Raw genomic sequence first — 24369 nt, 5'->3', positions numbered from 1 at the left:
GTCGGAGGGCGACGCCGGACGTTACGCTGTCGAGACGTGAGAAGTGGGGGCGGCACGACGATGGCAGGCGCACACCGGGCGCTGCGGCGAGGCACCGCGGCTGGAGGGCAGCAGTGACGACGCCCGCCGACACCGAGGAACGCCGACGGATCGCGATCGTCGACGGAGCCGCGCGCCACGATCTGCTCATTCCGCCGGCGGCCAGCATCGCCGATGCGCTCGCCAGCCTCGGCATCCGGCAGGAGGTCGGCCGCGACGTGCTGCTCGAGGTCGACGGACGCGAGGTGAGCCCGCTGCTCCGGGTCGATGACCTCAGCGACGGTACGGTGCTCGCGCTCGTGGACCTTTCCCAGAAGGTGAAGCAGGACCGCCGCCGCCGTCGCGACCGCTCTCGCGGCGAAGCGCCCGGCGCCTGGTGGGTGCTCGGCGGCATCGCACTCGTGCTCGCGGTGTTCTCGCTCATCGCCCCCGATGCCGTCCGCGAATCACTGCGTCTGCCGCTCGCGGGCGCCATGGGGGCCTTCGCCATCACTGCCGGAATGGCGCTCGCGGTGCGCGCGACGGGCGTTGCGAACGGCACGGACGCCGCTCTCGTGGCGGTGCTCACGCTGGCATTCGCCGCGGGCGCGGGCGTCGTGCCCGCGTTCCCCGCCGCGACCTCGACGCTGCAGGTGTTCGTCGGCCTGCTCTCGGCGGCGGTGCTCGCGGGGATGCTCGCGCTCGTCGGGCGCCCCGCGGGGCTGCACGCACGCCTCTCGGCCGCCACGACCCTGCTGCTCGTGCTGGCCGGGGTCTGGGGCTTCTCACTCATCCTCTCGCTGCCGCTTTCCGCACCCACCGCCGTCACGCTCGGCCTCGCGCCCGTGGCGCTGCGCATCCTGCTCGCGACCCTCGTCGATGTGCCGCCCGGCATCTTCATCGACTACGAGCGCTACCAGACCACACGCTGGAGCGTGCGTCAGCAGCTGCCCGAGGAGATCCACTCCATCGGCGCCGCCGACGCCCAAGACCTCGTCGCACGTTCCACCGGCCGGCTCGTGGCCGGCACGTTCGTGCTCACGGTCGCGGTCGCCCTGAGCGCTCCCTTCGCGCTGCCCGACATGGACGATTTCGACCCGCTCGTGCTCTCCGGCCGCATCGCCCTGGCCATCACGGTCGTGCTGGCGCTGCTGCTCGGCGCACGGCGCTTCTCGATCCCCCTGCTGCGGTGGCTGCCGCGCCTCGCCGCGGGCGCCGTCGCCGTCGTCATGGTGCTGACGGCGACCCGAGAGGCGAACCCCGTGCTGTTGACGGTGCTGGCAGGGATCCTCCTCGCCGTCGGTGCGATCGCCGCGCTGGTCATCATCCCCACGAGCCGCGGCGCGCAGTCCCTGCGCTGGTCGCGCTTCGGAGACGTCATCGAGTGGATCGCGATCGCGTTGTCGCTGCCGGCCGGCCTGCTGGCCGCCGACACCATCGATATCCTGCGTGGAATGATGGGCGCATGAGTCTGCCGCCGCAGTTCACGGGCGAACCCGCCGGAGTCGGAGCACGACTCGCCGCCTTCACGATCGACGTCGCGCTCGTCGTCGCCCTGAGCGTCAGCGTCGCCCTCGTCAGCGGGTCCGCCGTGTTCGGGCTACTGGTGGGCGCAGAGGCTGTGCTTGCGCTGTGGGTCCTGCAGGCCCGCACCGGCTCCGGGCCCGGAAAGGCCCTGCTCGGACTGCGCGTCGCGCGCCTGGACGCCCCGTACTCCCCGGGCGCCGGCCGCAGCTTCGTGCGCGGTCTGCTCGTCGCCATCGGCTCCCTCGTGTTCGGCGCGGGAGCGTGGGTCGTCGAGGGATCCGCAACCGCCGACCGTTCGGGGCTGCGCCGCTCCTGGGCCGACCGCGCCGCGCAGACCGTCGTGGTCGCGGTACCCCGCCGCCCCGCAGCGGAGCGTCGCAGCAGACGGCGCTCCGGTGACGAGATCGTCGCCGTGCCGTCCCCGACCGTGATCGCACGCCCCTGGTCGCCGGCACCCGTCGAGTCCGGCAAGGCCCGTGGACCGATCGCCGCGCCCGCACCCGTCGAGCCGCCAGCAGCGCCCGTCGCCGCCGGCGTCGCCCCCGATGCCCCGGCTCCCGCCGCTGCGGTTGCAGGATGGGCGGGACCCACTGCCGCGGCACCCGTCCTCGACCAGCCCGAGTCGGGCGAGCGCCCCACCGGAGAGCTGCTGCTCATCTTCGACACCGGTCAGCGCGCGCGCCTGCCCCTGCCCGTGGCCGTCAACCTCGGCCGCAGCCCCGAGCAGACCGAGCCGACCGACCTGCTGGTGACGGTGAGCGATCCGGACTCCAGCGTCTCCAAGACCCACCTGCGCCTCGAGTTCGACCACGCGGGCCTCTGGGTCACCGACACGGGTTCGACCAACGGAACCGAGCTCCTCGACGACGACGGCACGGTGTCACCTCTCACCCCGCACGCACGCACCTTCGTCGACGACGACACCCGCATCCGGATCGGGAACCGCATCTTCACCGTCAGCCGACTGATCGGAGCCGCTTCGTGAGCAAGGGACCACGCCTGGCCCCGCCGTCCGTGCCGAGTGGTCGCATCGTCGTGCAGCCGCCGCCGGAGCTGGTTCCGAACGAGGGCGGCAGCAGCATGCTCACGTCCCTGCTGCCGATGCTGGGCAGCGTGGGCGCGATCGTCATGGTGACGATCTCCAACGCGGGCCCGACCGGCTTCATCACCGGCGGCATGTTCCTGCTGTCCTCCCTCGGCTTCGTCGCGGTCAACGGATGGCGCCAGCGCGCGCAGCGCAACGCCCAGGTGCTGGGCAACCGCCGCGAGTACCTCGCCTACCTCAGCGATCTCCGCGAGACCGTCCGCACCGCCGCCCGCAAGCAGCGCCGCCACGGCGCGTGGGTCACTCCCTCGCCCTCGGCGCTGCCGTTCATCGCCGAGGAGCGCACCCGTGTCTGGGAGCGCCAGCCCGGCGACGAGAACTTCCTGCTGACCCGCATCGGCGCGTGCGATCAGCCGCTGTGCATCTCGCTCGAGGCGCCCGAGCTTCCGCCGCTCGCCCAGCTCGACCCGGTCGCCGCGTCCGCCGCCCACCGGTTCATGCTCACCCACGAGATCCAGCCGGACCTGCCCTTGGGCGTGACCCTGACCGACTACGCGCGGATCGAGATCGTCGGCCCCGACGAGGACTCCGTCCGCGCTCTCGCCCGCGCCATGGTCGTGGGTGCGGCGACGCTGCAGGATCCCGAGGATGTCGTCGTCGCGATCCTGGCCGGGCCGGACCAGTTGCCCGCCTGGGAGTGGGCCAAGTGGCTGCCGCACGCGCTCTCGTCGCGCTCCAGCGACAAGCTGGGCCCCGCCCGCATGATCGCCTCCTCGCTGGACGACCTCGAAGACCTGCTGCCCGCCGGGCTCCGCGAACGCGCGCGCTTCGCCCGTGGCGGCGGCGCGACGCCGCACGTGATCCTCGTCGTCGACGGAGTACAGCTGCCGATGGGCGACCCCGTCGTCGGCGGCGACGGGATGCTGGGCGTCACCGTGGTGGAGCTGCCCGGCCGTTGGGGAGAGCTCGAGAACCCCGACGTCCTGCGCATCGTCATGCCGGAGGCCACCGCATCCGATCGCCACGCGGAGCTCATCGACGTGGTGTCAGGCTCGCGCACTTTCACCCCCGACACGACCTCGATCGCCGTCGCCGAGGCCACCGCACGCCGCCTGATGCCGCTGTACTCCAATCCGGCGGCCCTCGCCGAGACGCCCGGCGCCCAGCAGGGCCAGCGCGAGCTCGTCGAGCTGCTCGGCATGCCCGACGTGCGCGAGATCGACTTCGACCGCACCTGGTCGGGGCGCCTCGAACGCGACCGCCTGCGCGTGCCGATCGGTCAGGACACGACGGGCGCCCCGCTCGTGCTCGACCTCAAGGAAGCCGCCCAGCAGGGTATGGGCCCGCACGGCGTGATGATCGGCGCCACGGGTTCGGGTAAGTCCGAGGTGCTGCGCACGCTCGTGCTCGCACTCGCACTGACCCACTCCCCCGAGCAGCTGAACTTCGTGCTCGTCGACTTCAAGGGTGGCGCGACCTTCGCCGGCATGGCGGGGATGCCCCACGTCTCGGCGATCATCACCAACCTCGGCAGCGAGCTCGCCCTCGTCGACCGCTTCCAGGACGCCCTGCAGGGTGAGATCGTGCGCCGCCAGGAGCTGCTGCGCGCCGCCGGCAACTTCGCCAACGTCTCGGATTACGAGAAGGCCCGCCGCGGCGGCCGCACCGACCTCGCGCCGCTTCCGGCCCTGCTGATCGTGGCCGACGAGTTCAGCGAGCTGCTGGCCGCGAAGCCGGAGTTCGTGGAGAGCTTCATCAACATCGGCCGCGTCGGCCGTTCCCTCCAGGTGCACCTGCTGCTGGCCTCGCAGCGCCTGGAGGAGGGAAAGCTGCGCGGCCTCGACACCTATCTGTCGTACCGCATCGGTCTGCGCACGTTCTCCGCCGCCGAGTCCCGCACCATCATCGGCACCCCCGACGCCTACACGCTGCCGCAGGAGCCCGGCGTGGGTTACCTCAAGGCCGACACCGACAACCTCGTGCAGTTCCGCGCCGCCTACGTCTCGGGAACCCCGAAGACGAAGCTCACCGGCGGCCGCTCGAGCGAATCGACCGACACCTCCGGCGAGGCCGCGCGCATCGAGGTCTTCACCGCCGCCCCCCAGCCGCTCGAGCTGGTCGAGGAGCCCGTCGACGATTCGCGCGACATCGTGGCGCGGCCGGTCGAGGAACGTTCGACCTTCCAGATCGCCGTCGAGCGGATGAAGGGTCGCGGCCCCGCCGCCCACCAGGTGTGGCTGCCGCCGCTGGAAGAGCCCTCCTCGCTCGACGAGCTCATGCCCGACCTCGTCGTCGACCCGCGGATGGGGCTGCACTCCCCCGCCTGGCGCGCGGCCGGAGCCCTCACGGTTCCGCTCGGAATCGTCGATGTGCCTCTCGAGCAGCGCCGCGAGAACCTCGTGGTCTCGCTCGGCGGTGCGGCCGGACACGTGGCGATCGTCGGAAGCCCGCTGAGCGGCAAGTCGACGCTGGCTCGCACGCTGGTCTCGGCCCTCGCGCTGACGGCGACACCGCTCGAGCTGCAGTTCTACGTGCTCGATTTCGGCGGCGGTACCTTCACGGGTCTGCAGCGCCACCCGCACGTCGCCGGCGTCGCCACGCGCACCGAGGCGGAGGCCATCCGCCGCACGGTCGCCGAGGTGGAGTCGATCATCGACGACCGCGAGCGGTACTTCCGTCAGAACGGCATCGACTCGATCGACACCTACCGGCTGCGACGCAGCCAGGGCGTCGTCGACGACGGCTACGGCGACGTGTTCCTCGTCGTCGACGGATGGGCGACGCTTCGCGCCGACTACGAGGCGCTCGAGACGCGCGTGCAGACCATCGCCGCGCGCGGCCTCAGCTTCGGCGTGCACGTGATCGTGACGGCCAACCGGTGGCTCGAGATCCGCGCCAGCCTCAAGGACCTCATCCAGACGCGCCTCGAGCTGCGCCTGGGAGACCCGACAGACTCCGAGATCGACCGCAAGCAGGCGGCCAACGTTCCGGCCGGTCAGCCCGGTCGAGGCCTGAGCGCCAAGCGCCTGCAGATGCTCGCCGCGCTGCCGCGCATCGACGGATCCTCGGATGTGGCCGCCCTCGTCGACGGCGTCGACGACATGGTCGCCCGCGTCGGCGCCGCCTGGCAGGGGCCGACGGGTCCGAAGCTGCGGCTGCTGCCGGAGATGATCACCCTCGACGAGGTGCGGACGCAGACCACGCCCGACGACGCCCGCATCCTGCTCGGTGTCGACGAGGCGCAGCTCGCGCCCTTCGGCATCGACCCGCGCAAGGAACCGCACCTCTTCCTGTACGGCGACTCCGGCATGGGCAAGTCCTCGTTCCTGCGGGGCATCGCGCAGGAGATCATGCGCAAGTACGGCCCGACCGAGGCGAAGATCTTCGCCGTCGACTACCGTCGCTCGCTGCTGGGCGAGATTCCGCAGGAGTACCTGGGCGCCTACCTCACCTCGCACGAGCCGGCCACGAGCGGTCTCGCCGAGCTGGCGCAGTTCTTCTCGAGCCGCATCCCGGGCCCCGATGTGACCCCCGAACAGCTCCGCGAGCGCAGCTGGTGGAAGGGCGCAGAGGGCTTCGTGCTGGTGGACGATTACGACCTCGTCGCGACGAGTCAGGGCAACCCCCTCGCCGTGCTGCAGCCGCTGCTGGCACAGGCCGGCGACCTCGGCCTGCACGTGATCCTCACCCGCCGTACCGGTGGTGCGAGCCGCGCGGCCTACGACCCGATCATCCAGCGCTTCACCGATCTGGGTGTCACCGGCATCCTGCTCGGCGGAAACCCGGAGGAGGGTCCGCTCATCGGCCGCGTGAAGGCCGCGCCCGCGGCGCCGGGTCGCGCGCAGATCGTGAGCCGCGAGCAGGGCCTGCTCTCTGCCCAGCTCGCCTTCTCCCCCTCCCACCACTGACGCCTCTGGGTCGCCCTCGCGTCGCCCGCCCTTCGTTTCCCGCGAGACTGCATTTCGAGAACGAGATCACTGTCATTACCCGTGATCTCGTGACGGAAGTGCAGTCTCGCGGGCGGGGAGAGGGTGAGAGCGGCGAGGCGGGCGGGCTCAGGATGCGGGGAGGAGCTCGCGGATGAGGCGCACCGCAGGTGAGTCGGTCATGCTCGTGCGCCACACCAGGGCGACACGACGCGTCGGCTCCGGGTCGCGCACCGGCACCGCGACCACGGAGTCCGGAAGCTGCCCGCGCCCCAGGCGAGGGACGAGCGCCACGGCGACCCCGTGCGCGACCAGCTCGATCTGCGAGGCGAACTCGCGGCACCAGAAGTCGATGCGCGGCGGATGCGGTTCCGCGCGGAACATGTGGCAGAACCACTCGTAGCAGATGGTTCCGTCGGGCGTGCTGGACCACACGTGATCGCGCACGTCGACAGGGGTCACCGCATCCCTCGACGCGAGATGGTCGTCGCGGTGTACGAGCAGGTCCGCCGTGTCACGCAGGAACTCAGCACTGCGAACGCTCAGCGGCAGTGTGAGCGAGACGCCCTCCCAGTTGTGCACGATCGCGAGATCCAACGTGCCTGCCGTGACCGCATCGACGGCGTCCCACGGCTCGACTTCGGTGACGGTCAGCCGGAGATCCGGCGCCTCGGCCGACGCCCGCGTCACGAGCCCGGGCACGAGGCCGCGCACGGCGGTCGAAAAGACCCCGAGCCGCAGTGTGCCGGTGGGCCTCGCTCCCGCGTCGTGCAGCCGCGAACGCAGCTGCTCCACCTGGCTACGCAACTGCGCCCCCTCCTCCACGAGCCGGCGGCCCGCGGCGGTGAGCACGACACCGCGGCCCTGCCGATCGATGAGGCGGGCGCCGAGGTCACGCTCGAGCCGCTTGATCTGCTGCGACACCGCCGACGGTGTGTAATCGAGCTCGGCCGCCGCCGCATGGACGGTGCCCGTGCGGGCGAGGGCGAGGAGCGCCTCGACGGCGGCGAGATCGATCATGGCGAGAATGTATCACCGGCCTGCATGGATCTATGCAGAACCGTGCGCTGGTGCTGCACGAACATGCTCGGTCACGATGGGCAAGTGCCCCTTCGCTCCTCTCTTCTCGCCGCCCTCGTCGCCGTCATCTGGGGCGTGAACTTCGTCGTCATCGACGCAGGCCTGGACGGCATGCCGCCCGCCCTGTTCGTCGCGCTGCGCTTCATCGCCGTCCTCTTGCCCGCCATCTTCTTCGTCCCGCGACCCCGGGGCCGGATGCGGGATGTCCTGCTCATCGGGCTGTTCATGAGCCTCGGTCAGTTCGGACTGCTGTACACGGCCCTCGCGATGGGGATGCCGCCGGGACTGGCCTCTCTCGTGCTGCAGGCCCAGGTCGCCTTCACGATCGTCTTCGCCGCCTTGGCCCTGCGCGAAGCACCCCGCCGTTCGCAGGTCGTCGGCGTGGTAGTGGGCGCCGCCGGACTCGGGATCGTCGCCGTGGGGCGCGACGCCGCCACCCCCGCGCTCGCCCTGCTGGTGACCCTGGCGGCGGCGGCCTCATGGGCCATCGGCAACGTGATCGCGCGACGCCTCGGCGGCGCAGGCGAGACCGGCGCGCTCGCGGGATTGTCGGTGACCGTCTGGTCGGCGCTCGTCGTCCCCGTACCGATGGTGCTCCTGGCCCTCCTCCTCGACGGACCGGATGCGGTCGGCACCGCGCTCACGCACCTCACCACGGCGCAACTGCTCTCGACCGCCTACACCGCGTGGCTGGCGAGCCTGGTCGGCTACGGCATCTGGAACACCCTGCTGGCCCGGCACACCGCATCCGCTGTCGTTCCGTTCACGATGCTCGTGCCGCCGGTCGGGATCGCGGCGGCATGGCTCGCACTCGGCGAGACACCCGCGCCCGCCGAGCTCGTCGGTGGCGCTGTTCTGCTGGTCGGCGTCGCCATCGCGGTGCTGCCGCCGCGCGGTCAGAAGGTGAGCGGGCTGTCCTCGGGCACGCGCAGGCGAAGCGCGGCCGGGGCCGGCCAGCCGAGCTCGTAGGTGCGAAGGGGCGCGTCGATCGCACCGAAGTCCTCGCTCTTGACCACGATGCGCTCCGGGGTCACCTCCACCAGACGCACCGCCAGCGGAGCCTCGCCCTCGCGCTCCAGCATCCACTTCTCGGCGAGCCAACCGAGGCCGCGCGCCTCGAGCGCCTCTTCCGCGTCGAGCCACTCGACAGGCTCCGTCATGTCGTGGCCGAGGAGATCGACGGCGACCCAGTCGGACCCCTCCGGCCGGATCCACCCGAGCAGCTCGCCGTCGTCGCGGCGGTGCGGGGTCCAGTCAGGGTTCATCCCGCCACCCTACGACCTCGCATCCACCCCCGGGCACACATGACGCACCACCCTCCCCCGGCACCCTCTCGGCCACGCTCCTGCCCGCGAGACTGCACTTCCACCACGAGATCACTGTCATTACCCGTGATCTCGTGCGAAAGATGCAGTCTCGCGGGTAGAGGGTGAGGAGAACCGGGCACGCGGGACGGGGACCCGAGAACCGGGCAGGCGGGACAGGCGAGAGCCGAGACCCGGGGCGGTGCGTGACAGCGCGGTGACAGCGGCGGGGGCGGCATGACAGCGGCATGACGGCGGATGCGGCGCACTCTGGGAGCACGCCAGCAGAAAGGCTCCCCATGACCACCACACTCCCTCCCGCCGTCCGGGCCGAAGGCCTCGTCAAAGTGTTCGGCGACAACCGCGCGGTAGACGGCGTCGACCTGCTCGTTCCCACCGGCACCGTCTACGGCGTGCTCGGCCCCAACGGCGCCGGCAAGACCACCACCATCAACATGCTCGCAACACTCATGCGTCCGGATGCGGGCAGAGCCGAGATCTTCGGCCACGACGTCACCGCCGAGCCGCAGGTCGTACGCCAGCTCATCGGCGTCACCGGCCAGTTCGCCTCCGTCGACGAGACCCTCTCGGCCACCGAGAACCTCATGATCTTCGCGCGGCTGCTCGGCCTCAGCCGTGCCGACGCACGCGCGAAGTCGACCGAGCTGCTCGAGCGCTTCGGCCTCACCGATGCCGCACGACGCCCCCTGAAGAAGTTCTCCGGCGGGATGCGGCGGCGCCTCGACCTCGCCGCCTCCCTCATCGCCCAGCCGCCGCTCATCTTCCTCGATGAGCCGACGACGGGCCTCGATCCCCGCACCCGCGGGCAGATGTGGGACACGATCCGCGAACTCGTCGCCGGCGGCTCCACCGTGCTGCTGACCACGCAGTACCTCGACGAGGCCGACCAGCTCGCCGACCGCATCGCGGTGATCGATCACGGCCGCGTCGTCGCCGAGGGCACCTCCGACGAGCTCAAGGCGTCCGTCGGCACCGCCAGCCTGCAGCTGCGCGTCTCGGAGTCGGTCGACACCGCATCCGCCCTCGAGATCGTGGAGAGCGTGCTCGGCGTGCGCGCCACGCTGTCGCCCGAGGCCTCCCGCATCACGGCTCCCATGGCGGATGCGGACCGTGTCACCGACCTGCTCATCGCCCTGCGCACCGGCGGCGTGCGTCTGGCCGAGATGAGCGTGCAGAAACCCACCCTCGACGAGGTGTTCCTCACCATCACCGGTCACGACACCGGTTCGGGCACCGCCGACGAGACCGAGACGAAAGAGATGGTGACCGCATGACCACCCTCGCACCCCACCGCATCGTGCCCGCCACCGAGCGCGCCCTGAAGAACCGCACGAGCCTGTCGCAGACGGTGAGCAACACCCTCACGATGGCCTACCGCGGCCTCGTGAAGATCCGACGCACACCGGAGCAGCTCGTCGACGTGACGCTGCAGCCGATCATCTTCACTCTGATGTTCGCCTACATCTTCGGCGGCGCAATCTCCGGCGACGTGCAGAACTACCTGCCGCTGTTGATCCCCGGCATCCTCGTCCAGACCGTCGTGACCACCTCCGTCGTCACCGGCACGCAGCTGCGCGAGGACATGGACAAAGGCGTGTTCGACCGGTTCCGCTCCCTGCCGATCGCCCGCATCGCGCCGCTGTCGGGCGCACTGCTGGCCGACACCCTGCGCTACACGATCGCCACCACTCTCACCTTCGGGATGGGCTTCGTCATGGGCTACCGGCCCGGCGGCGGCGTGCTCGCCGTCATCGGCGCGGGCCTGCTGGTGATCGTCTCGTCGTGGGCGATGAGCTGGATCTTCGCGTTCTTCGGCGTGATCGCCCGCACCGCGGCGAGTGTGCAGGGCATCTCGATGCTGGCGCTGTTCCCGCTGACGTTCCTCTCGAACGCCTTCGTCCCGGTCGACACGCTCCCCGATGTGCTGCGGTGGTTCGCGGAGATCAACCCGATCTCCCACCTCATCACCGCCGTGCGAGACCTCGCGAACTCCGGCGCCATCGGCAGCGACCTGTTCGTCTCGCTCGCGGGCGCCGCCGTCATCGTGGTGATCTTCGCCCCGCTGACCGTGCGCGCATACATGCGCAAGGCCTGACTCAGAGCAGCGCCACCAGGTCGCCGAGATCTCCGGGGCCGGATGCGGGAGCGTCCGGCCCCGGATCCGTTCCGACCTTCGCCCGCACCCGCTGCACAACGGGATCCGTCTCGTCGGCCCGGCCCCGCAGCACCGCCGCGAGCGCGAGAGCGCGCCGCGAGTCGTCGGGGCGGTCCGTCGCGGCGAACAGCTCGGCGGCGGCGAGCGCCGCATCCGCCATGATCGGCTGGTCGCCCGATCCGATCGCCAGCTCGATGCCGATCCGCACCTCATCGCGTGCCTCGTCGAGCCGCCCCGCGAGCACGAGCGCCTGCGCGTGACGCGAGTGCATCCAGGCATGGATCTGCGGCGGGATCCCGGGCAACGACCCGTCCCGCAGCGCGGGCGGCATCGCCTCGAGGATCGCCAAAGCCGCGACCCCGTCGCCGACGATCACCTCGAAGGTGACCACGGTGATGGCCGCCTGGAGCATGGCGCGGTCGGAGCCGTCCCGGCGGGCCGCCTCCTGCATGCCGACCAGGCGCGCCCGCGCCTCATCGACGCGACCGAGCCGCACCAGCAGCACGATCGCGAAGGCCTGCTGCTGCAGTTGGTCGGAGGCGGAGGTCAGTCCCTCGAGCGCACGGCTGGCCGCATCCGTGATCTCGAGCGCCTCCTCGAGCCGGCCGTGCAGCATGAGCCACTCGGAGCGCATCTGGCTGGCCAGGGCGATGCCCCACGTGTCGCCCACCTCGCGCAGCAGACGCAGCGCCTGCTCGCTCTGACGGTCGAGCCGTTCGATGTCGCCGCCGTTCTGCGCGATGGCCGCCTCGATCGCGGCGACGACGCCGCGTGACCAGGTCGGCGCCCCCGCGAGATCGGCGGGGTCCAGACGGAAGTTCGGCAGCCACGGCGTGCCGGGGCGACCGTCACCGATGGCTCGCGCCTGGGCCTTCAACAGGACGGGCAGGATCAGCGACAGCTCGGACGGATGCGCCGCCGCGGCCTCGGCGATCCGGTCGGCGTCCTCCGCGGTGAAGCCTCCCGAGACCTGCGCGTCGGCGGAGGCGAAGATCAGTCGCACCCCCGTGATCACCACCCCCGCCTCGGAGTCGAGCGTGGCATCCGCACCGACGAGCTCGAGGGCGGTGCGCAGGGCTTCGAGCCGTTCGCGCATGATCCACACCCAGATCTGGGCGCGCACCAGCTCGACGGCCGTCTCGCTCATCTGCGCCCGCGCACCGCTCCAGCGGGTGGCGGCGGCCAGGTTCTCCTCGTTGGCATCGAACCACGCGATCGCGGAGCGCACCGCGGGCGTACGCAGCTCGGCGTCGCGCTCGAGGGCCCGCCGCGCGAGCACCCGCGCCTGCGCGTCGCGCGCTCGCTCCTCGGACCCGCGGTGGCGCAGCTGTTCGATGCCGTACTCGCGCACCGTCTCGAGCACGCGGAACCGCCCGCGCGCCCGCTGCACGAGTGAGCGGTCGACGAGCTCGTCGAACACGCGCGCGGGCAGGCCGAAGGCCGCGGCGACCGCCCCTGCATCCGCCGCGTCGATGCCGTCCGGGAACACGGCCAGGGCGAGCAGTCCCTCACGCTCCGGCTCGCCGAGCAGGTCCCAGCTCCAGTCGATGACCGCGCGCAGGGTCTGGTGGCGGGCCGCCGCCGAACGAGGGCCGCGATCGAACAGCGCGAACCGGTCGGAGAGCCCGGACTCCAGCTCGTCGATGCCGAGCGTGCGCGCCTTGGCCCCCGCCAACTCCAGGGCGAGGGGAAGTCCGTCGAGGTGCCGCGCGATGCGCGCGACGGCGGGGAGCTCCTCGGGAGTGGGCGCCGTGCCGCGCGCGGCGAGGATGCGGGCGGCGAGGAGAGCGGTGGCGTCCGCATCCGGCAGCGGACCGAGCTCGACGAACGCCTCGCCGGGCAGCCCCAGCGGCTCGCGGCTCGTGACCAGCACCCTCACGCCCGGCGTCGTGAGCACGGTCGCTGCGACCTCGGCCGTCTCCTGCAGCACGTGCTCCGCGTTGTCGAGCACCAGCAGCACGGAGCGACCCGCGAGGGCGGCGAGCACGCTGTCCGCCGCGGGGAGCTCCCCCGCCGGATTGTCCGTGAGCCGGATGCTGCGCCCGAGCGCGGTCACCACCGCACCCCAGACCTCGCCCGGCTGGGCCGGCGCGAGTTCGACGAACACGGCGGGCGGCTGGTGCCTGGCGGTCTCGAGGGCGAGGGTCGTCTTCCCCGCGCCTCCCGGACCCAGCAGCGTGACGAGTCGGAAGGTGCTCAGCTGAGCGGCGATCAGGGCGAGTTCCTCGGCACGACCCACGAGCGGGGTGAGAGCCGCCGGGATCGCCGGCACGGGCGTCGGCGCGTCCTGCGTCGCTCCTCGCGTGAGCCGCTCCGCGTGCGCGCGGTCTTCGAGAAGGTCCCGCAGCACCCAGTCGAAGCCGTCGGCCAGCCAGGGCTCACCGCGCCACAGGGCGAGCGCCTCGCGGGCAAGGGGCGCGGGGTCTGCGCCCGCGCGTGCCGCCTGCACGAGGTCGGCGAAGCGCACGAGATCGACGTCGTCGCGGGCGACGTCGAGCGTGTAACCGCCGGGTTCCGCGCGGAGGACCCCGTCCGGCAGTGTCCGCCGCATCCGCGACACGAGGGACTGCAGCGACGCGCGCGGGTCCTCCGGGGGATCGTCGGGCCACACGTCTTCAGCCAGAGCGCGGTAGCTGACCGTCGTTCCCGCATCCAGCGCGAGCCTCAGCAGCAGCGCGCGCTGGCGCGATCCGCGCACCTCGATGGGCGAGCCCGCCGCATCCTCGGCCGCGAAACCGCCGAAGAACTGCAGCCGCATGCTCTCACTGTAGAGCGCGCCCGCATCCGACCCCGCCGGGCCGTCGGCGGACCCCCGCGGGGAGAGGAGGGGTGCGCCCCGAAGCGCGGGACGCCCGGGCTCAGGCGCGGGTGGTGACGTGCTCGGCGAAGAGGCCCGGCCAGGCCATCACACCGTAGGGGCTGCGAGCCACGATCAGGCGGCTGTCGTCGATGAGCTCGCGCAGTGTGCGGGCGGTCTTGAGCGGATGCGTGCGGTCGCCCGTCCAGGCGAGGATGAGGGTCGGTACCTCGATGCGGGCGATGCGCTTCTTGGGCGGGAGATCGGTCGCGGCGGCTCCCCGCAGCACGATCGGCAACAGCTCACCCGGCACGGTGGGACGCGTCTCGGGCGCATCGGCGAGCGCCGGGGGCACGGGAGCCGTGTTGCCGATCTCGAGCAGCGCGGCGAGACCCCCACGCTCGACGAGTTCGGCGTTCGCCCGATACACGTCGCCCTGCGCCCGGCGCCGCTTGAAGGCGGTGGGCGGCGTGACGAGGGTGAGCGTCGAGAAGCGGCGCCGGTCGGCGGCCGCCGCGTGCAGCAGGGTGCCGGTGCCCATCGACGGACCGACGCCGTGGACCTTCTCGCCGGGCGCGACGGCGTCCAGCAGCATCAGCAGGTCTTCGGCGAGCGCGTCCCAGCCGTAGTCCGATTCACGATCCGTGCCGCTCGATCTTCCGTGGCCGCGCGCGTCGTAGCGCAGGATGCGGTGCCCGCGCAGAGCCCGGCCGAGATCCAGGCCCAGCTGTGCATCGCGGCTGCGGCTCGAGGTGAGCCCGTGCAACTGCACGACGAGAGGCCCCTCATCGCCGGTGATGTCGTAGTCGAGGCTCGCTCCCCGCACGCGTAGCGCCGGCATCCGCGTCTCCGTTCCCACCCGTCCACTGCCCGCAATCTGCGCCCCTTAGACTACGGCGCCATGCGCCTGACCAATGTCGCCCACCTTCGGCTCCCGCCCGGGCGGCTGCACAGTTATGACGTCGTGATCGAGGCGACGGATCAGGAGCTGCCCGTCTCGTTCGATCAGGGCCGTCATGTGGGCGAGGGCGACCGGCCCGGATCGTGGATGGCGATGTCGTTCCGCCTTGCGGGCGCCGAGCGCCAGGCTCTGGGTCGAGCGTGGGATGCGGTCGTCGCCCGCCACGGGACCCTCCGCACCGTCTTCCGCGACCACGACGGTGTGCGGCTCTTCGCCGGCTCGCAGGCCCCCGGCACCTGGCGCTCGCATCCGACGGATGCCGGAATGGCCGAGGCGGTGCGAGAGGCCTTCGACACCGGATGCCGCCCGTACGGCGCGGGCTCGTTCCTGCTGTGTCTCGTGGAGCCGGATGCGGGCGAGCCGGTCGTCATCATCGGCAGCGACCACGCCCACGTCGACATGTGGTCGCTCCTCGTGCTGGGCCGCGATCTGGACCGCGCGCTGCGCCGCGTGCAGGCGGGCGCGAAGGCGGACCTGGCGCCCGCGCATCCGTTCGCCGAGCACACCGCCCTGCTGGAGTCGATGGGCGAGTCGCCCGCCGACGTCCGCGACGAGTGGGAGCGCCTGCTCGCCGCCGGTGGACAGGCCATGCCGCGCTTCCCGCTTCCGCTCGGCGACATGAGCCGCGCACACGACGAGGTCGTGGAGGTGCGCGACGTGCTCGATCCCGCCCAGGTCGTGGAGCTGACCCGGGTCGCGGACGAGAGAGGCGTTCGGCCGACCGCGGTTGCGCTCGCGGCGGTCACGCGGGCCACCCGCCGCGTCGCCGACGCGCCCCTGCGCGCCGTCTTCCCCGTGCACAGCCGGAACGATCCGCGGTGGATGGATGCGGTGGGCTGGTTCATCACGAACTCGGTCATCGAGTGCGAGGACGGCGACCCGGCAGCCTGCGCCGCCGATGTCCGCCGCGCACTGCAGCTCGGATCCCATCCGCTGGCACCGGTGTTCGCACCGCGCGGGGGGATGCCCCGCACACCGGGCATGTTCGCACTGTCGTGGCTGGACACGCGGCGCCTGCCGGTCGCGGTCGATGACCCGCAGGCAGCGTGGATCTCCGCGGTGATCCGCACGGACGGCGTCATGGTCTGGTTCGTGATCAACGACGCGGGTCTGCACCTGCGCTGCCGCTATCCCGACACCCCCCAGGCGCGCACCTCGCTCACTCTCTGGCTGGATGCGGTGGAGAGCGAGTTGAAGGCGGCGGCGACCACACGCCTTCCCGTCGCGGGCTGATCACCCGGCGACAGCCTCCCGCACGGAGCGGCCGCGCCCGGCTACGGTGGCGGTTATGACGGCGTCCGAGAGCACCACGCGCGACACCCGCTTCTTCGGCCAGCCCTGGGCACTGGCCCACGTGTTCGGCGTGGAGATGTGGGAGCGGTTCAGCTTCTACGGCATGCAGGGGATCCTGCTGATCTACCTCTACTACTCCGCCACCGACGGCGGGCTCGGCCTCGACAAGCCCGTCGCGACGAGCATCGTCGGCGCCTACGGCGGCGCCGTGTACCTCTCGACCATCCTCGGCGCGTGGATCGCCGACCGCCTGCTCGGCTCCGAACGCGTGCTCTTCTTCAGCGCCATCGTGATCATGGCAGGGCACATCGCGCTGGCGCTCCTGCCCGGTTTCGTGGGCGTCGGCATCGGCCTCGCACTCGTAGCCCTCGGCTCCGGCGGGCTGAAAGCCAACGCCACATCCGTCGTCGGCACGCTGTACACCGACGACGACCCCCGCCGTGACGGCGGCTTCTCACTGTTCTATCTGGGCATCAATCTCGGCGCGTTCTTCGGCGCAATGTTGACCGGGCTCCTGCAGTCGCTCGCGGGCTTCCACTGGGGCTTCGGCCTCGCGGCGGTCGGCATGGCCATCGGTCTCGTGCAGTACTCCTTCGGACGCCGCCAGTTGCCCGCCGAGGCGCGAGCGGTGCCGAATCCGCTGCCGCGCGAGCGGCACGCACTGTGGATCGGCATCGCCGTGGCCGGCGTGGTCGTGATCGCGGCGAGCGTGCTGCTCGGCATCGTGCGCGCCGACAACCTGGCCCTCGTCGTCATCGTCGTGACGATCGTCGCCGCGATCGCCTACTTCGCCGTCATCCTGAGCTCACGGCGCATCGATGCGACAGAACGCTCACGGGTCTACGCGTTCATTCCGCTCTTCATCGTGAGCGTCGGATTCTGGTCGCTGTACCAGCAGCAGTTCACGGTGCTGACGATCTACTCCGACGAACGACTCAACCGCGACCTGTTCGGCTGGGAGATGCCCGTCTCGTGGGTGCAGTCGATCAACCCGGTGTTCATCATCCTGCTCTCGGGCGTCTTCGCGGCCCTCTGGACGAAGCTCGGCCGACGGCAGCCGTCGACGCCCGTCAAGTTCGCGATCGGGGCGATCGTGATGGGCGTCGCGTTCTGGCTGTTCCTCTTCTGGGCGAACGGCGGAGAGAACGCCACACCGCTGCTGGGCGTCATCGGCATCCTGTTCGTGTTCACCGTGGCCGAGCTCTTCATCTCACCGATCGGCCTGTCGGTGTCGACGAAGCTCGGGCCGACGATCTTCCACACCCAGATGGTCGCGCTGTTCTTCCTCTCGGTCGCGCTCGGCACCGCCATCGCCGGCGCGATGGGCGAGTACTACGACCCCGAGAACGAGGTCGGCTACTTCTCGATCCTCGGGTTCATCGCGATCGCCCTCGGCGTCGTGCTGCTGCTGGCCGTGAAGCCGGTGCTGCGACTCATGAAGGGCGTGCGCTGACCTCAGACGCGGCGCAGCTCGTCGCTCACGCGCTCCGCGGTGGCGACGAGGGCCGGCAGGTAGTGCTGCACCAGGTGCTCGACGCTGTCGCGTGTCGCCGATGACGAGACGTTGATCGCAGCCGCGACCCGACCGCTTCGATCGCGCACACCGACGGCGATCGAGCGCAGCCCTGCCTCGAGTTCGCCGTCCACGACCGCCCACCCCTGGGCCGCGACCCGGTCGAGTTCGACGCCGAGGCGCGCCGCATCCGTCACGGTCCGATCGGTGAGCGGATGCAGGTGCGCCAGCGCCTCGGCACGAGCGGATGCCGGCAGCGCCGCCAGCAGCACGCGCCCCATGCTCGTGGCGTACGCCGGGAAGCGGGTGCCGATCGTGATGCGCACGCTCATGATGCGCCGAGCCGGCACACGGGCGATGTAGACGATGTCGGCGCCGTCGAGCACAGCCGCCGACACGCTCTCTCCGACCTCGCGCGAGAGCAGTTCGAGGTGCGGTTGGAGCACGTCGGGCAGCGAGAGCGACGACAGGTAGCTGAAGCCGAGCTCGAGCACCCGCGGCGTGAGGGCGAACAGGCGTCCGTCGCTGCGCACGTAGCCGAGGCTCACGAGGGTGTGCAGGAAGCGGCGGGCAGCCGCGCGCGTGACCTCGGCGCGGCGCGCGACCTCGCTCAGAGTGAGCTCCGCGTGGTCCGCATCGAACGCGCGGATCACCGCAAGCCCGCGGGCGAGCGACTGCACGAACTCGCCGGATGCGTCGCCCTGCTCACTCATCCGCTCACCATATCTGCGCCCGTCACCTCTCGAGGACGACCGCGAGGCCCTGTCCGACCCCGATGCAGATCGCGGCGACCGCGACGCCCCCGCCGCGACGCGCGAGCTCGTGTGCGGCGTGACCGATGATGCGCCCGCCGGACGCGCCGAGGGGATGGCCGATGGCCAGCGCGCCGCCGTGGATGTTCACGCGCTCAGGATCCAGGTCGGGCCATCCGGCGACGCAGGCGAGGCTCTGCGAGGCGAAGGCCTCGTTCAGCTCGACGACATCGACGTCGTCCCACGTGAAGCCGGCGCGGGCGAGCGCCTTGTTCGCGGCCTCGATGGGCGCGATCGGGAACACATCGGGGTCGACGCCGTGGGCGGCACGGGCGGCGATGCGTGCCAACGGCTCCCCCGGCAGCGCCCCCTCGGCCGCGACGAGCACCGCGGAGGCTCCGTCGTTGATGGGCGACGAGTTGCCCGCCGTCACGGAACCGTCACCGTCCGCCGCGAACAGTGCCCGCAGACCCGCGAGCTTCTCGAGGGAGGTGTCGGGGCGGATGCTTTCATCGCGGGCGAGTTCGGCACCGGGGACCTGCACGATCTCGCCGTCGTACACACCGGCGGCCCACGCCTCGGCGGCGAGGCGGTGCGAGCGTGCGGCGAACGCATCCTGCGCCTCGCGAGAGATACCCCACTCGCGCGCGATCTTCTCCGCCGACTCGCCGTTGCTGATCGTCCACGGCTTCGGCAGCGCAGGGTTGGTCATGCGCCATCCGATCGCCGTGTTCCACAGCGTCTGGTTGCCCACCGCGGGCCACGGTTTGGCCGACTTCTCGACGACGAAGGGCGCGCGGCTCATCGACTCGACGCCTCCGGCCAGGATGATGTCGGCGTCGCCGGACTCGATCGCGCGGGACGCTTGGATGACGGCTTCCACCGACGAGGCACACAGTCGGTTGACGGTCGCACCCGTCACAGTCGTCGGGAAGCCCGCGAGCAGCGCGCCGAAGCGGGCGACGTTGCGGTTGTCTTCGCCCGCCTGGTTCGCGTCGCCGAAGATCACGTCGTCGATCCGGGCCGGGTCGAGGCCGGTGCGTTCGACGGCCGCACGCATGACGAGGGCGGCGAGATCGTCCGGCCGGATGCCGGAGAGCGCACCACCGGCTCGACCGAACGGTGTGCGGACGGCGTCGTAGACGAAGCTCGCGGTCATTTCTCCTCCTGGGACGCGGATGCGGCCGCATCCGTCGCATCGATGAGCGCAAGACCGGTGAGCTCGCGCAGCTGCTCGATCGTGTTGTCGCCGAACGCCTCGGTGACGGCGAAGCCCGCATCCGTGATCTCGAAGACCGCGTGATCCGTGTAGACGCGCGACACGCAACCCACACCGGTCAGCGGGTACGTGCACGCGGCGACGAGCTTCGGCTCACCGGCGCGGGTGAGCAGATCCGTCATGACGTAGACCGACTTGGCGCCGATCGCGAGATCCATCGCACCCCCCACGGCGGGGATCGCACCGGGCTCACCCGTCGACCAGTTGGCCAGGTCGCCGTTCTGCGCGACCTGGAAGGCGCCGAGCACGCACACGTCGAGATGCCCGCCGCGCATCATCGCGAAGGAGTCGGCGTGGTGGAAGTACGCGGCACCAGCGACGGCCGTGACCGCCTGTTTGCCGGCGTTGATGAGATCAGGGTCGATGCGGTCCGGCGCAGGTGCCGGTCCCATCCCCAGCAGGCCGTTCTCGGTGTGCAGCACGATCTCACGGTCGGCGGGCAGGTGGTCGGCGACGAGCGTCGGCGCTCCGATGCCGAGGTTCACGACGGCGCCGTCGGGGATGTCGGCGGCGATGCGGCGGGCGAGGTCTGCACGGGAGACGCGGGTGGTCATCGCTGCTCCTGCTTCTCGAGGGGGCGGCCTTCCAGGTCGGTGCCGCCGACGAACACGCCGTCCTTCAACCAGCGCCGCTCGCCGACCGCGACCACGCGATCGACGTAGAGCCCGGGGGTCACGACCGTCTCGGGGTCGATCGAACCCAGCGGCACGATCTCGTCGACCTGCACGATCGTCGTGGTCGCCGCGGCCGCCATGATGGGCCCGAAATTGCGGGCGGTCTCGCGGTAGACGAGATTGCCCCAGCGATCCGCCTGGCGGGCCGAGACCAGCGCGTAGTCGGCGCGGATGGGGTGCTCGAGCACGTAGATGCGTCCGTCGATCTCACGGTGCTCCTTGCCCTCGGCGAGCGCGGTGCCGACGCCGGTCGGAGAGAAGAACGCACCGATCCCCGCGCCGGCGGCACGGATGCGTTCGGCGAGGTTGCCCTGCGGGACGAGCTCCAGCTCGATGCGGCCCGAGCGGTAGAGGTCGTCGAAGACCCAGGAGTCGGACTGCCGGGGGAAGGAGCAGACGATGCGACGCACACGTCCGGCGGCGAGCAGCGCGGCGAGTCCCGTCTCGCCGTTGCCGGCGTTGTTGTTCACGATCGTGAGGTCGCTCGCGCCGTGCGCGATGAGGGCGTCGATGAGTTCCACGGGTTGGCCGGCGCGGCCGAAGCCGCCGATCATGACGGTCGAGCCGTCCTCAATGCCTGCGACCGCCGATGCGATGTCGGCGACAGTCTTGTCGATCACACATCCTCCTTCGGAAGTGTTCGCTCTGCGAACGCAGGTGCGTATAGCGAACATCTTACCGCGCACCCTCACCCGCCGCCATCCCCTGTCCCCTGCTCAAGGGACGCGGATTGCGCCCCGCAAGCCGCAAACGTCGCGTTTCGGGGCCCTCGAACGAGGCGGCATCCGCATCAGCGCGCTCGCCTACACCGGGGCGATACCGGACAAACCTGCAGCGACAGGGACAGCCCGGCGCCGCCGGTTGATCACTCCTCGGCGAAGACGTCTTTCACGATGCGGAACGCGGTGTTCGCCGCCGGCACGCCGCAGTAGATCGCCGACTGCAGCACGACCTCGACGATCTCGTCGCGACTCAGTCCGTTGCGCAGGGCGGCGCGCACGTGCATCGCGAACTCCTCGTGGTGACCGAGCGCGATGAGCGCCGTCAGGACCGCGATCGACCGGTCGCGTCGGGGCAGGCCCGGCCGCGACCAGATGTCACCCCAGGCGTAGCGCGTGATGAGGTCCTGGAAATCCGCCGTCTCTGCGGTCGTGCCCGCGACGGCGCGATCGACGTGAGCGTCGCCGAGCACCTCGCGGCGCACCCGCATCCCGTCGTCGTATCGCTGCTCGTCGCTGCGGCCCGCACCGCTCGGCCGGCTCATCGCGCGACCTCGCGGAAGAACTCGCGCAGCACGGCCGCGGTCTGCTCCGGCTGCTCAGCGGGTGGCAGGTGCGCGGCGGACTCGATCACCGCGATGCGCCCGTCGCGCACGCCTTCGGCGATCTCGACGCTCTTCGCCTCGGGCGCCACCTTGTCGTTCCGCCCGAAGACAGCGAGCACGGGAAGGGCGATCTCACCCAGCCGCGGGCGCACGTCGTAGGCGGCGAGCGCCTCGCAGCACCTGGCGTACCCCTCGTCGTCCGCATCCTGCAGCGCGTGCAGCAGCCGGCCGCTCAGCTCCGGGCGACGCTCGATCGAGCCCGGGGCGAACCAGCGCTGCGCCGAGCCGATGATCACCGACGAGGTGGACTGCGCGCGCACCTGAGCAGCCCGTTCGCGCCAACTCGCCGCATCGCCGAGCTGAGCACCCGAGGCGACGATCGCCGCACCGCGCACGAGTTCCGGGTGACGCAAGAGCAGTTCGAGCCCCGTCGCGCCGCCGAGGGACACCCCGGCGTAGAGGATGCGTTCGCCGCCGATCGAGCGCACGGCATCCGCGACCGCGTCGGCGATCTCGGCGACGCTGAACGGCGAGCTCGGCGAAGGGGCGGCCCCGTGACCGGGGAGGTCCCAGCTCACGACGCGGTAGTCGTCTGTGAGGAGCGGGACGACGTCCTCCCACAGGATCGTGGAGGTGCCCAGCGACGGACCGAGCACGACCAGGGGCGCACCGGCAGGGCCGGTCGGCTCGGTCAGGGCGATCGTGGGTTGAGTCATGCGGGATCCTCCGTCGGCGCTTCGATGCTCTCGCGCGCGGCATCCGCCGGCGCGTCGGCGACGGCCCGGTCGACCAGCGCGCCCGCAAGACCGGTGTAGGCGGCAGGGTCCAGGAGGGCGTCGACGTCGTCGGCGGGATGCGGCGCGCCGGGCGCACGGTCGAGCGCGGCCTCGAGCGCGTCGCGCACGAGCGCGCGGAGGTCGCCGCCGGCGGTGGCGGCCCCGACGATGCGGCGCACCTCGTCGGCCCCGATGACGGGAGTGAGCACGATGGACAGCCGCTCCGACACCAGCAGCCCGTCGGTGGCGGCGAGCGCACGAGCCACGGCGACCTCGTCCACCCGCAGCCCGGTCACGAGCGCGAGGCTCGTCTCGGCGGCACCGAGCGCGAGGCGCAGCAGCTCCCGCAGCGTCGGCCATTCCGCGTGCCACGCACCGTCGGGGCGCTCGTCTGCGGCGAGCGCGGCTGCGAGGTGGAGCGTCGCGCCCAGCTGCGGTGCACGCAACGCGGCCGAACGCACGAGCACGGCACCGGTAGGGTTGCGCTTCTGGGGCATCGCGCTCGAACCCCCGCCGACGCCCTCGGCGAGCTCGCCGATCTCGGTGCGCGAGCCCGTTGCGACATCCGTGGCGAGCTTGCCCAGCGCATCGATCGCCTGCACGAGGGCGTCGCCGAGCTCGGTGACGGGCCAGCGCGACACGTGCCACGGCGCATCGGGGGCGGCGAGCGCGAGCTCGGCGGCGTAGGCCGCCGGCAGGGCTGCTGCCGCATCCGTGCCGCCGATCTCGACGAAGGAGGCGAGTGTGCCCCCCGCGCCGCCCAGCTGAGCGGGGAGCTGCCCGACGGCGTCGCCGAGACGGACGCGCGCACGGGTGACACCACGCAACCACCCCGCCGCGCGGGCACCGACGGTGGTCGGCACGGCATGCTGCGTCAGCGTGCGGGCGGCGGCGACCGTGTCGCGGTGCACGACGGCGAACCCGGAGAGCTGCGCCTCGACCTGCCGGAGAACCCCCAGCAGATGCAGCCCCGCGCGCCGGGAGACCAGCATGAGTGCCGAGTCGAGGATGTCCTGGCTCGTGGCACCGCGGTGCAGCCAGGGACGCACCTGGATCGATGCGCGATCGTCGAGCCGGGCGATGAGAGGGATGACGGGATTGCCACCGGCGACGGCCGCACTCGCCAGTCGGGTGGCGTCGAGCCACTCGGCGTCCACGAGCAGGCCGGCCCCGGACCACCCGAACTCCTCGGAAGCGGCCGTGGCGACCGCATCCGGCGCAACGCCGACGCCCGCCCACGCCCGCACGAGGGCGACCTCGGCGGTCACGAGGGCGGCAGCCACGGCGTCGTCGGCCACGAGGGCGTCGTGCGACGCCGTCACCGGGGAGAGCAGCCCCACATCCGTGAAGGGCGCCCCGGGTTCGTCAGAAGGCAAGGAAAACGGTCTCCTTCTCGCCCTGCAGGTGGATGTCGTGGGTGAGATCACCCTCGGGCGTGCGCGTCGCGATGAGCGTAGCGCGCTCGTGGGGCTCGAGCGAGGAGAGCAGCGGATCCGCCGCGAGCAGCGCCTCGTCGTCCGGCAGGTAGATGCGCGTGTGCAGCTTGTTCGGGAGCCCGCGCGCGAACACGACGGCCGCGAAGAACGGCGCCTTGCCCTCGATCGGACCGGGGTTGCGCGTCCAGAAGTCGTACGCGCCCTCATCCGTCGTGAAGCTGCGGCCGAAGCCGGTGAACGTGTGGTCGTCACGGCGACGCGAGCCGCGCGCGCGGGAGATCGTGCCGTCGGTGTCGGCACCCCAGATCTCGATCACGGCGTCGGGGATCGGCGCGCCGGCCCCGTCGTAGATCGTGCCCGACAGCACGATCGCGCCGCTGGAGTGCGGGAAGACGACCTCGTGCATCTTGGGGTATTCGAGACCGAAGGCGAAGAAGGGACCGACCGTCTGGCCGGAGGTCGCGGGAAGGCGTGTGGCTTCGGACATC

Annotated in this window: 20 protein-coding genes; 8 read left to right on the top strand and 12 right to left on the bottom strand. The window is 71.6% G+C overall.

Annotated elements, in window-relative coordinates:
- Positions 1–113 precede the first annotated feature (113 nt).
- Genes KYX17_RS08430 through eccCa form a run of 3 tightly spaced genes read left to right on the top strand, consistent with a single transcriptional unit; the run spans position 114 to position 6498 of the window.
- Positions 114–1487 (top strand): hypothetical protein, encoded by a 1374-nt coding sequence (locus KYX17_RS08430; protein ID WP_243226558.1) that lies wholly within the window; start codon positions 114–116, stop codon positions 1485–1487.
- Positions 1484–2530: an RDD family protein gene (locus KYX17_RS08425; RefSeq protein WP_243226557.1), complete on the top strand. Its 1047-nt coding sequence runs from the start codon at positions 1484–1486 to the stop codon at positions 2528–2530. The genes KYX17_RS08430 and KYX17_RS08425 overlap by 4 nt, the downstream gene beginning before the upstream one ends.
- The gene (eccCa, locus tag KYX17_RS08420; protein WP_243226556.1) at positions 2527–6498 is read left to right on the top strand and encodes a type VII secretion protein EccCa; all 3972 of its coding nucleotides are present in this window, start codon (positions 2527–2529) and stop codon (positions 6496–6498) included. Before KYX17_RS08425 ends, eccCa begins: the two co-directional genes overlap by 4 nt.
- Before the next feature lie 147 nt (positions 6499–6645).
- On the opposite strand, the gene KYX17_RS08415 is transcribed toward eccCa, so the two are convergent.
- Positions 6646–7536 (bottom strand): LysR family transcriptional regulator, encoded by an 891-nt coding sequence (locus KYX17_RS08415; RefSeq protein ID WP_243226555.1) that lies wholly within the window; start codon positions 7534–7536, stop codon positions 6646–6648.
- 84 nt (positions 7537–7620) lie between these two features.
- Between KYX17_RS08415 and KYX17_RS08410 the strand changes: the two genes are divergently transcribed.
- Positions 7621–8565 (top strand): EamA family transporter, encoded by a 945-nt coding sequence (locus tag KYX17_RS08410; protein ID WP_243226554.1) that lies wholly within the window; start codon positions 7621–7623, stop codon positions 8563–8565.
- Here KYX17_RS08410 and KYX17_RS08405 read toward each other — a convergent pair.
- A complete protein-coding gene (locus tag KYX17_RS08405) occupies positions 8493–8861 on the bottom strand; it encodes a hypothetical protein (RefSeq protein WP_243226553.1) in 369 nt (122 codons plus the stop codon). The genes KYX17_RS08410 and KYX17_RS08405 overlap by 73 nt on opposite strands.
- Before the next feature lie 338 nt (positions 8862–9199).
- On the opposite strand from KYX17_RS08405, the gene KYX17_RS08400 reads away from it, so the two are divergent.
- Positions 9200–10195 (top strand): ATP-binding cassette domain-containing protein, encoded by a 996-nt coding sequence (locus tag KYX17_RS08400; protein WP_243226552.1) that lies wholly within the window; start codon positions 9200–9202, stop codon positions 10193–10195.
- The gene (locus KYX17_RS08395) at positions 10192–11016 is read left to right on the top strand and encodes an ABC transporter permease (RefSeq protein WP_243226551.1); all 825 of its coding nucleotides are present in this window, start codon (positions 10192–10194) and stop codon (positions 11014–11016) included. Before KYX17_RS08400 ends, KYX17_RS08395 begins: the two co-directional genes overlap by 4 nt.
- Before the next feature lies 1 nt (position 11017).
- Here the strand turns inward: KYX17_RS08395 and KYX17_RS08390 are convergent, their stop codons facing one another.
- Positions 11018–13834 carry an NB-ARC domain-containing protein gene (locus tag KYX17_RS08390; RefSeq protein ID WP_243226550.1) on the bottom strand — a complete coding sequence of 939 codons (2817 nt, stop codon included), beginning with the start codon at positions 13832–13834 and terminating at the stop codon, positions 11018–11020.
- Positions 13835–13934: 100 nt separating this feature from the next.
- Entirely contained in the window at positions 13935–14714 is a 780-nt protein-coding gene (locus KYX17_RS08385) for an alpha/beta fold hydrolase (protein WP_243226549.1), read from the bottom strand.
- 60 nt (positions 14715–14774) lie between these two features.
- On the opposite strand from KYX17_RS08385, the gene KYX17_RS08380 reads away from it, so the two are divergent.
- Positions 14775–16067, top strand: coding sequence for a condensation domain-containing protein (locus KYX17_RS08380; RefSeq protein WP_243226548.1), 1293 nt, complete (start codon positions 14775–14777; stop codon positions 16065–16067).
- 55 nt (positions 16068–16122) lie between these two features.
- Positions 16123–17580: a peptide MFS transporter gene (locus KYX17_RS08375; RefSeq protein ID WP_243226547.1), complete on the top strand. Its 1458-nt coding sequence runs from the start codon at positions 16123–16125 to the stop codon at positions 17578–17580.
- Between the two features lie 2 nt (positions 17581–17582).
- Here KYX17_RS08375 and KYX17_RS08370 read toward each other — a convergent pair whose 3' ends face one another.
- The 8 genes from KYX17_RS08370 to pcaG form a co-directional block, all read right to left on the bottom strand.
- Positions 17583–18353 carry an IclR family transcriptional regulator C-terminal domain-containing protein gene (locus tag KYX17_RS08370; protein WP_243226546.1) on the bottom strand — a complete coding sequence of 257 codons (771 nt, stop codon included), beginning with the start codon at positions 18351–18353 and terminating at the stop codon, positions 17583–17585.
- Between the two features lie 22 nt (positions 18354–18375).
- Positions 18376–19551 carry a thiolase family protein gene (locus KYX17_RS08365; protein ID WP_243226545.1) on the bottom strand — a complete coding sequence of 392 codons (1176 nt, stop codon included), beginning with the start codon at positions 19549–19551 and terminating at the stop codon, positions 18376–18378.
- Positions 19548–20225 (bottom strand): 3-oxoacid CoA-transferase subunit B, encoded by a 678-nt coding sequence (locus KYX17_RS08360; RefSeq protein ID WP_243226544.1) that lies wholly within the window; start codon positions 20223–20225, stop codon positions 19548–19550. Before KYX17_RS08360 ends, KYX17_RS08365 begins: the two co-directional genes overlap by 4 nt.
- Positions 20222–20965 (bottom strand): 3-oxoacid CoA-transferase subunit A, encoded by a 744-nt coding sequence (locus KYX17_RS08355; protein ID WP_243226543.1) that lies wholly within the window; start codon positions 20963–20965, stop codon positions 20222–20224. Before KYX17_RS08355 ends, KYX17_RS08360 begins: the two co-directional genes overlap by 4 nt.
- A gap of 245 nt (positions 20966–21210) precedes the next feature.
- Entirely contained in the window at positions 21211–21609 is a 399-nt protein-coding gene (pcaC, locus tag KYX17_RS08350; protein ID WP_243226542.1) for a 4-carboxymuconolactone decarboxylase, read from the bottom strand.
- A complete protein-coding gene (locus tag KYX17_RS08345; RefSeq protein WP_243226541.1) occupies positions 21606–22385 on the bottom strand; it encodes an alpha/beta fold hydrolase in 780 nt (259 codons plus the stop codon). The genes pcaC and KYX17_RS08345 overlap by 4 nt, the downstream gene beginning before the upstream one ends.
- Entirely contained in the window at positions 22382–23821 is a 1440-nt protein-coding gene (locus tag KYX17_RS08340; protein WP_243226540.1) for a lyase family protein, read from the bottom strand. Before KYX17_RS08340 ends, KYX17_RS08345 begins: the two co-directional genes overlap by 4 nt.
- On the bottom strand, positions 23811–24368 hold the full coding sequence (pcaG, locus tag KYX17_RS08335) for a protocatechuate 3,4-dioxygenase subunit alpha (RefSeq protein WP_243226539.1): 558 nt from the start codon (positions 24366–24368) through the stop codon (positions 23811–23813). Before pcaG ends, KYX17_RS08340 begins: the two co-directional genes overlap by 11 nt.
- Position 24369: the final 1 nt, after the last annotated feature.

The sequence above is a fragment of the Microbacterium sp. CIAB417 genome, from assembly GCF_022788845.1.
Note: the sequence above shows the minus strand (reverse complement) of the source record. Positions and strands in the feature narration are given on the sequence as shown.

What these genes read in the sequence shown, in the direction of transcription:
- KYX17_RS08425 (WP_243226557.1), top strand. Translation starts at nt 1,484, where the DNA reads ATGAGTCTGCCGCCGCAGTTCACGGGCGAACCCGCCGGAGTCGGAGCA.
- KYX17_RS08415 (WP_243226555.1), bottom strand. Translation starts at nt 7,536, where the DNA reads ATGATCGATCTCGCCGCCGTCGAGGCGCTCCTCGCCCTCGCCCGCACG.
- KYX17_RS08405 (WP_243226553.1), bottom strand. Translation starts at nt 8,861, where the DNA reads ATGAACCCTGACTGGACCCCGCACCGCCGCGACGACGGCGAGCTGCTC.
- KYX17_RS08400 (WP_243226552.1), top strand. Translation starts at nt 9,200, where the DNA reads ATGACCACCACACTCCCTCCCGCCGTCCGGGCCGAAGGCCTCGTCAAA.
- KYX17_RS08395 (WP_243226551.1), top strand. Translation starts at nt 10,192, where the DNA reads ATGACCACCCTCGCACCCCACCGCATCGTGCCCGCCACCGAGCGCGCC.
- KYX17_RS08390 (WP_243226550.1), bottom strand. Translation starts at nt 13,834, where the DNA reads ATGCGGCTGCAGTTCTTCGGCGGTTTCGCGGCCGAGGATGCGGCGGGC.
- KYX17_RS08385 (WP_243226549.1), bottom strand. Translation starts at nt 14,714, where the DNA reads ATGCCGGCGCTACGCGTGCGGGGAGCGAGCCTCGACTACGACATCACC.
- KYX17_RS08380 (WP_243226548.1), top strand. Translation starts at nt 14,775, where the DNA reads ATGCGCCTGACCAATGTCGCCCACCTTCGGCTCCCGCCCGGGCGGCTG.
- KYX17_RS08375 (WP_243226547.1), top strand. Translation starts at nt 16,123, where the DNA reads ATGACGGCGTCCGAGAGCACCACGCGCGACACCCGCTTCTTCGGCCAG.
- KYX17_RS08370 (WP_243226546.1), bottom strand. Translation starts at nt 18,353, where the DNA reads ATGAGTGAGCAGGGCGACGCATCCGGCGAGTTCGTGCAGTCGCTCGCC.
- KYX17_RS08365 (WP_243226545.1), bottom strand. Translation starts at nt 19,551, where the DNA reads ATGACCGCGAGCTTCGTCTACGACGCCGTCCGCACACCGTTCGGTCGA.
- KYX17_RS08360 (WP_243226544.1), bottom strand. Translation starts at nt 20,225, where the DNA reads ATGACCACCCGCGTCTCCCGTGCAGACCTCGCCCGCCGCATCGCCGCC.
- pcaC (WP_243226542.1), bottom strand. Translation starts at nt 21,609, where the DNA reads ATGAGCCGGCCGAGCGGTGCGGGCCGCAGCGACGAGCAGCGATACGAC.
- KYX17_RS08345 (WP_243226541.1), bottom strand. Translation starts at nt 22,385, where the DNA reads ATGACTCAACCCACGATCGCCCTGACCGAGCCGACCGGCCCTGCCGGT.
- pcaG (WP_243226539.1), bottom strand. Translation starts at nt 24,368, where the DNA reads ATGTCCGAAGCCACACGCCTTCCCGCGACCTCCGGCCAGACGGTCGGT.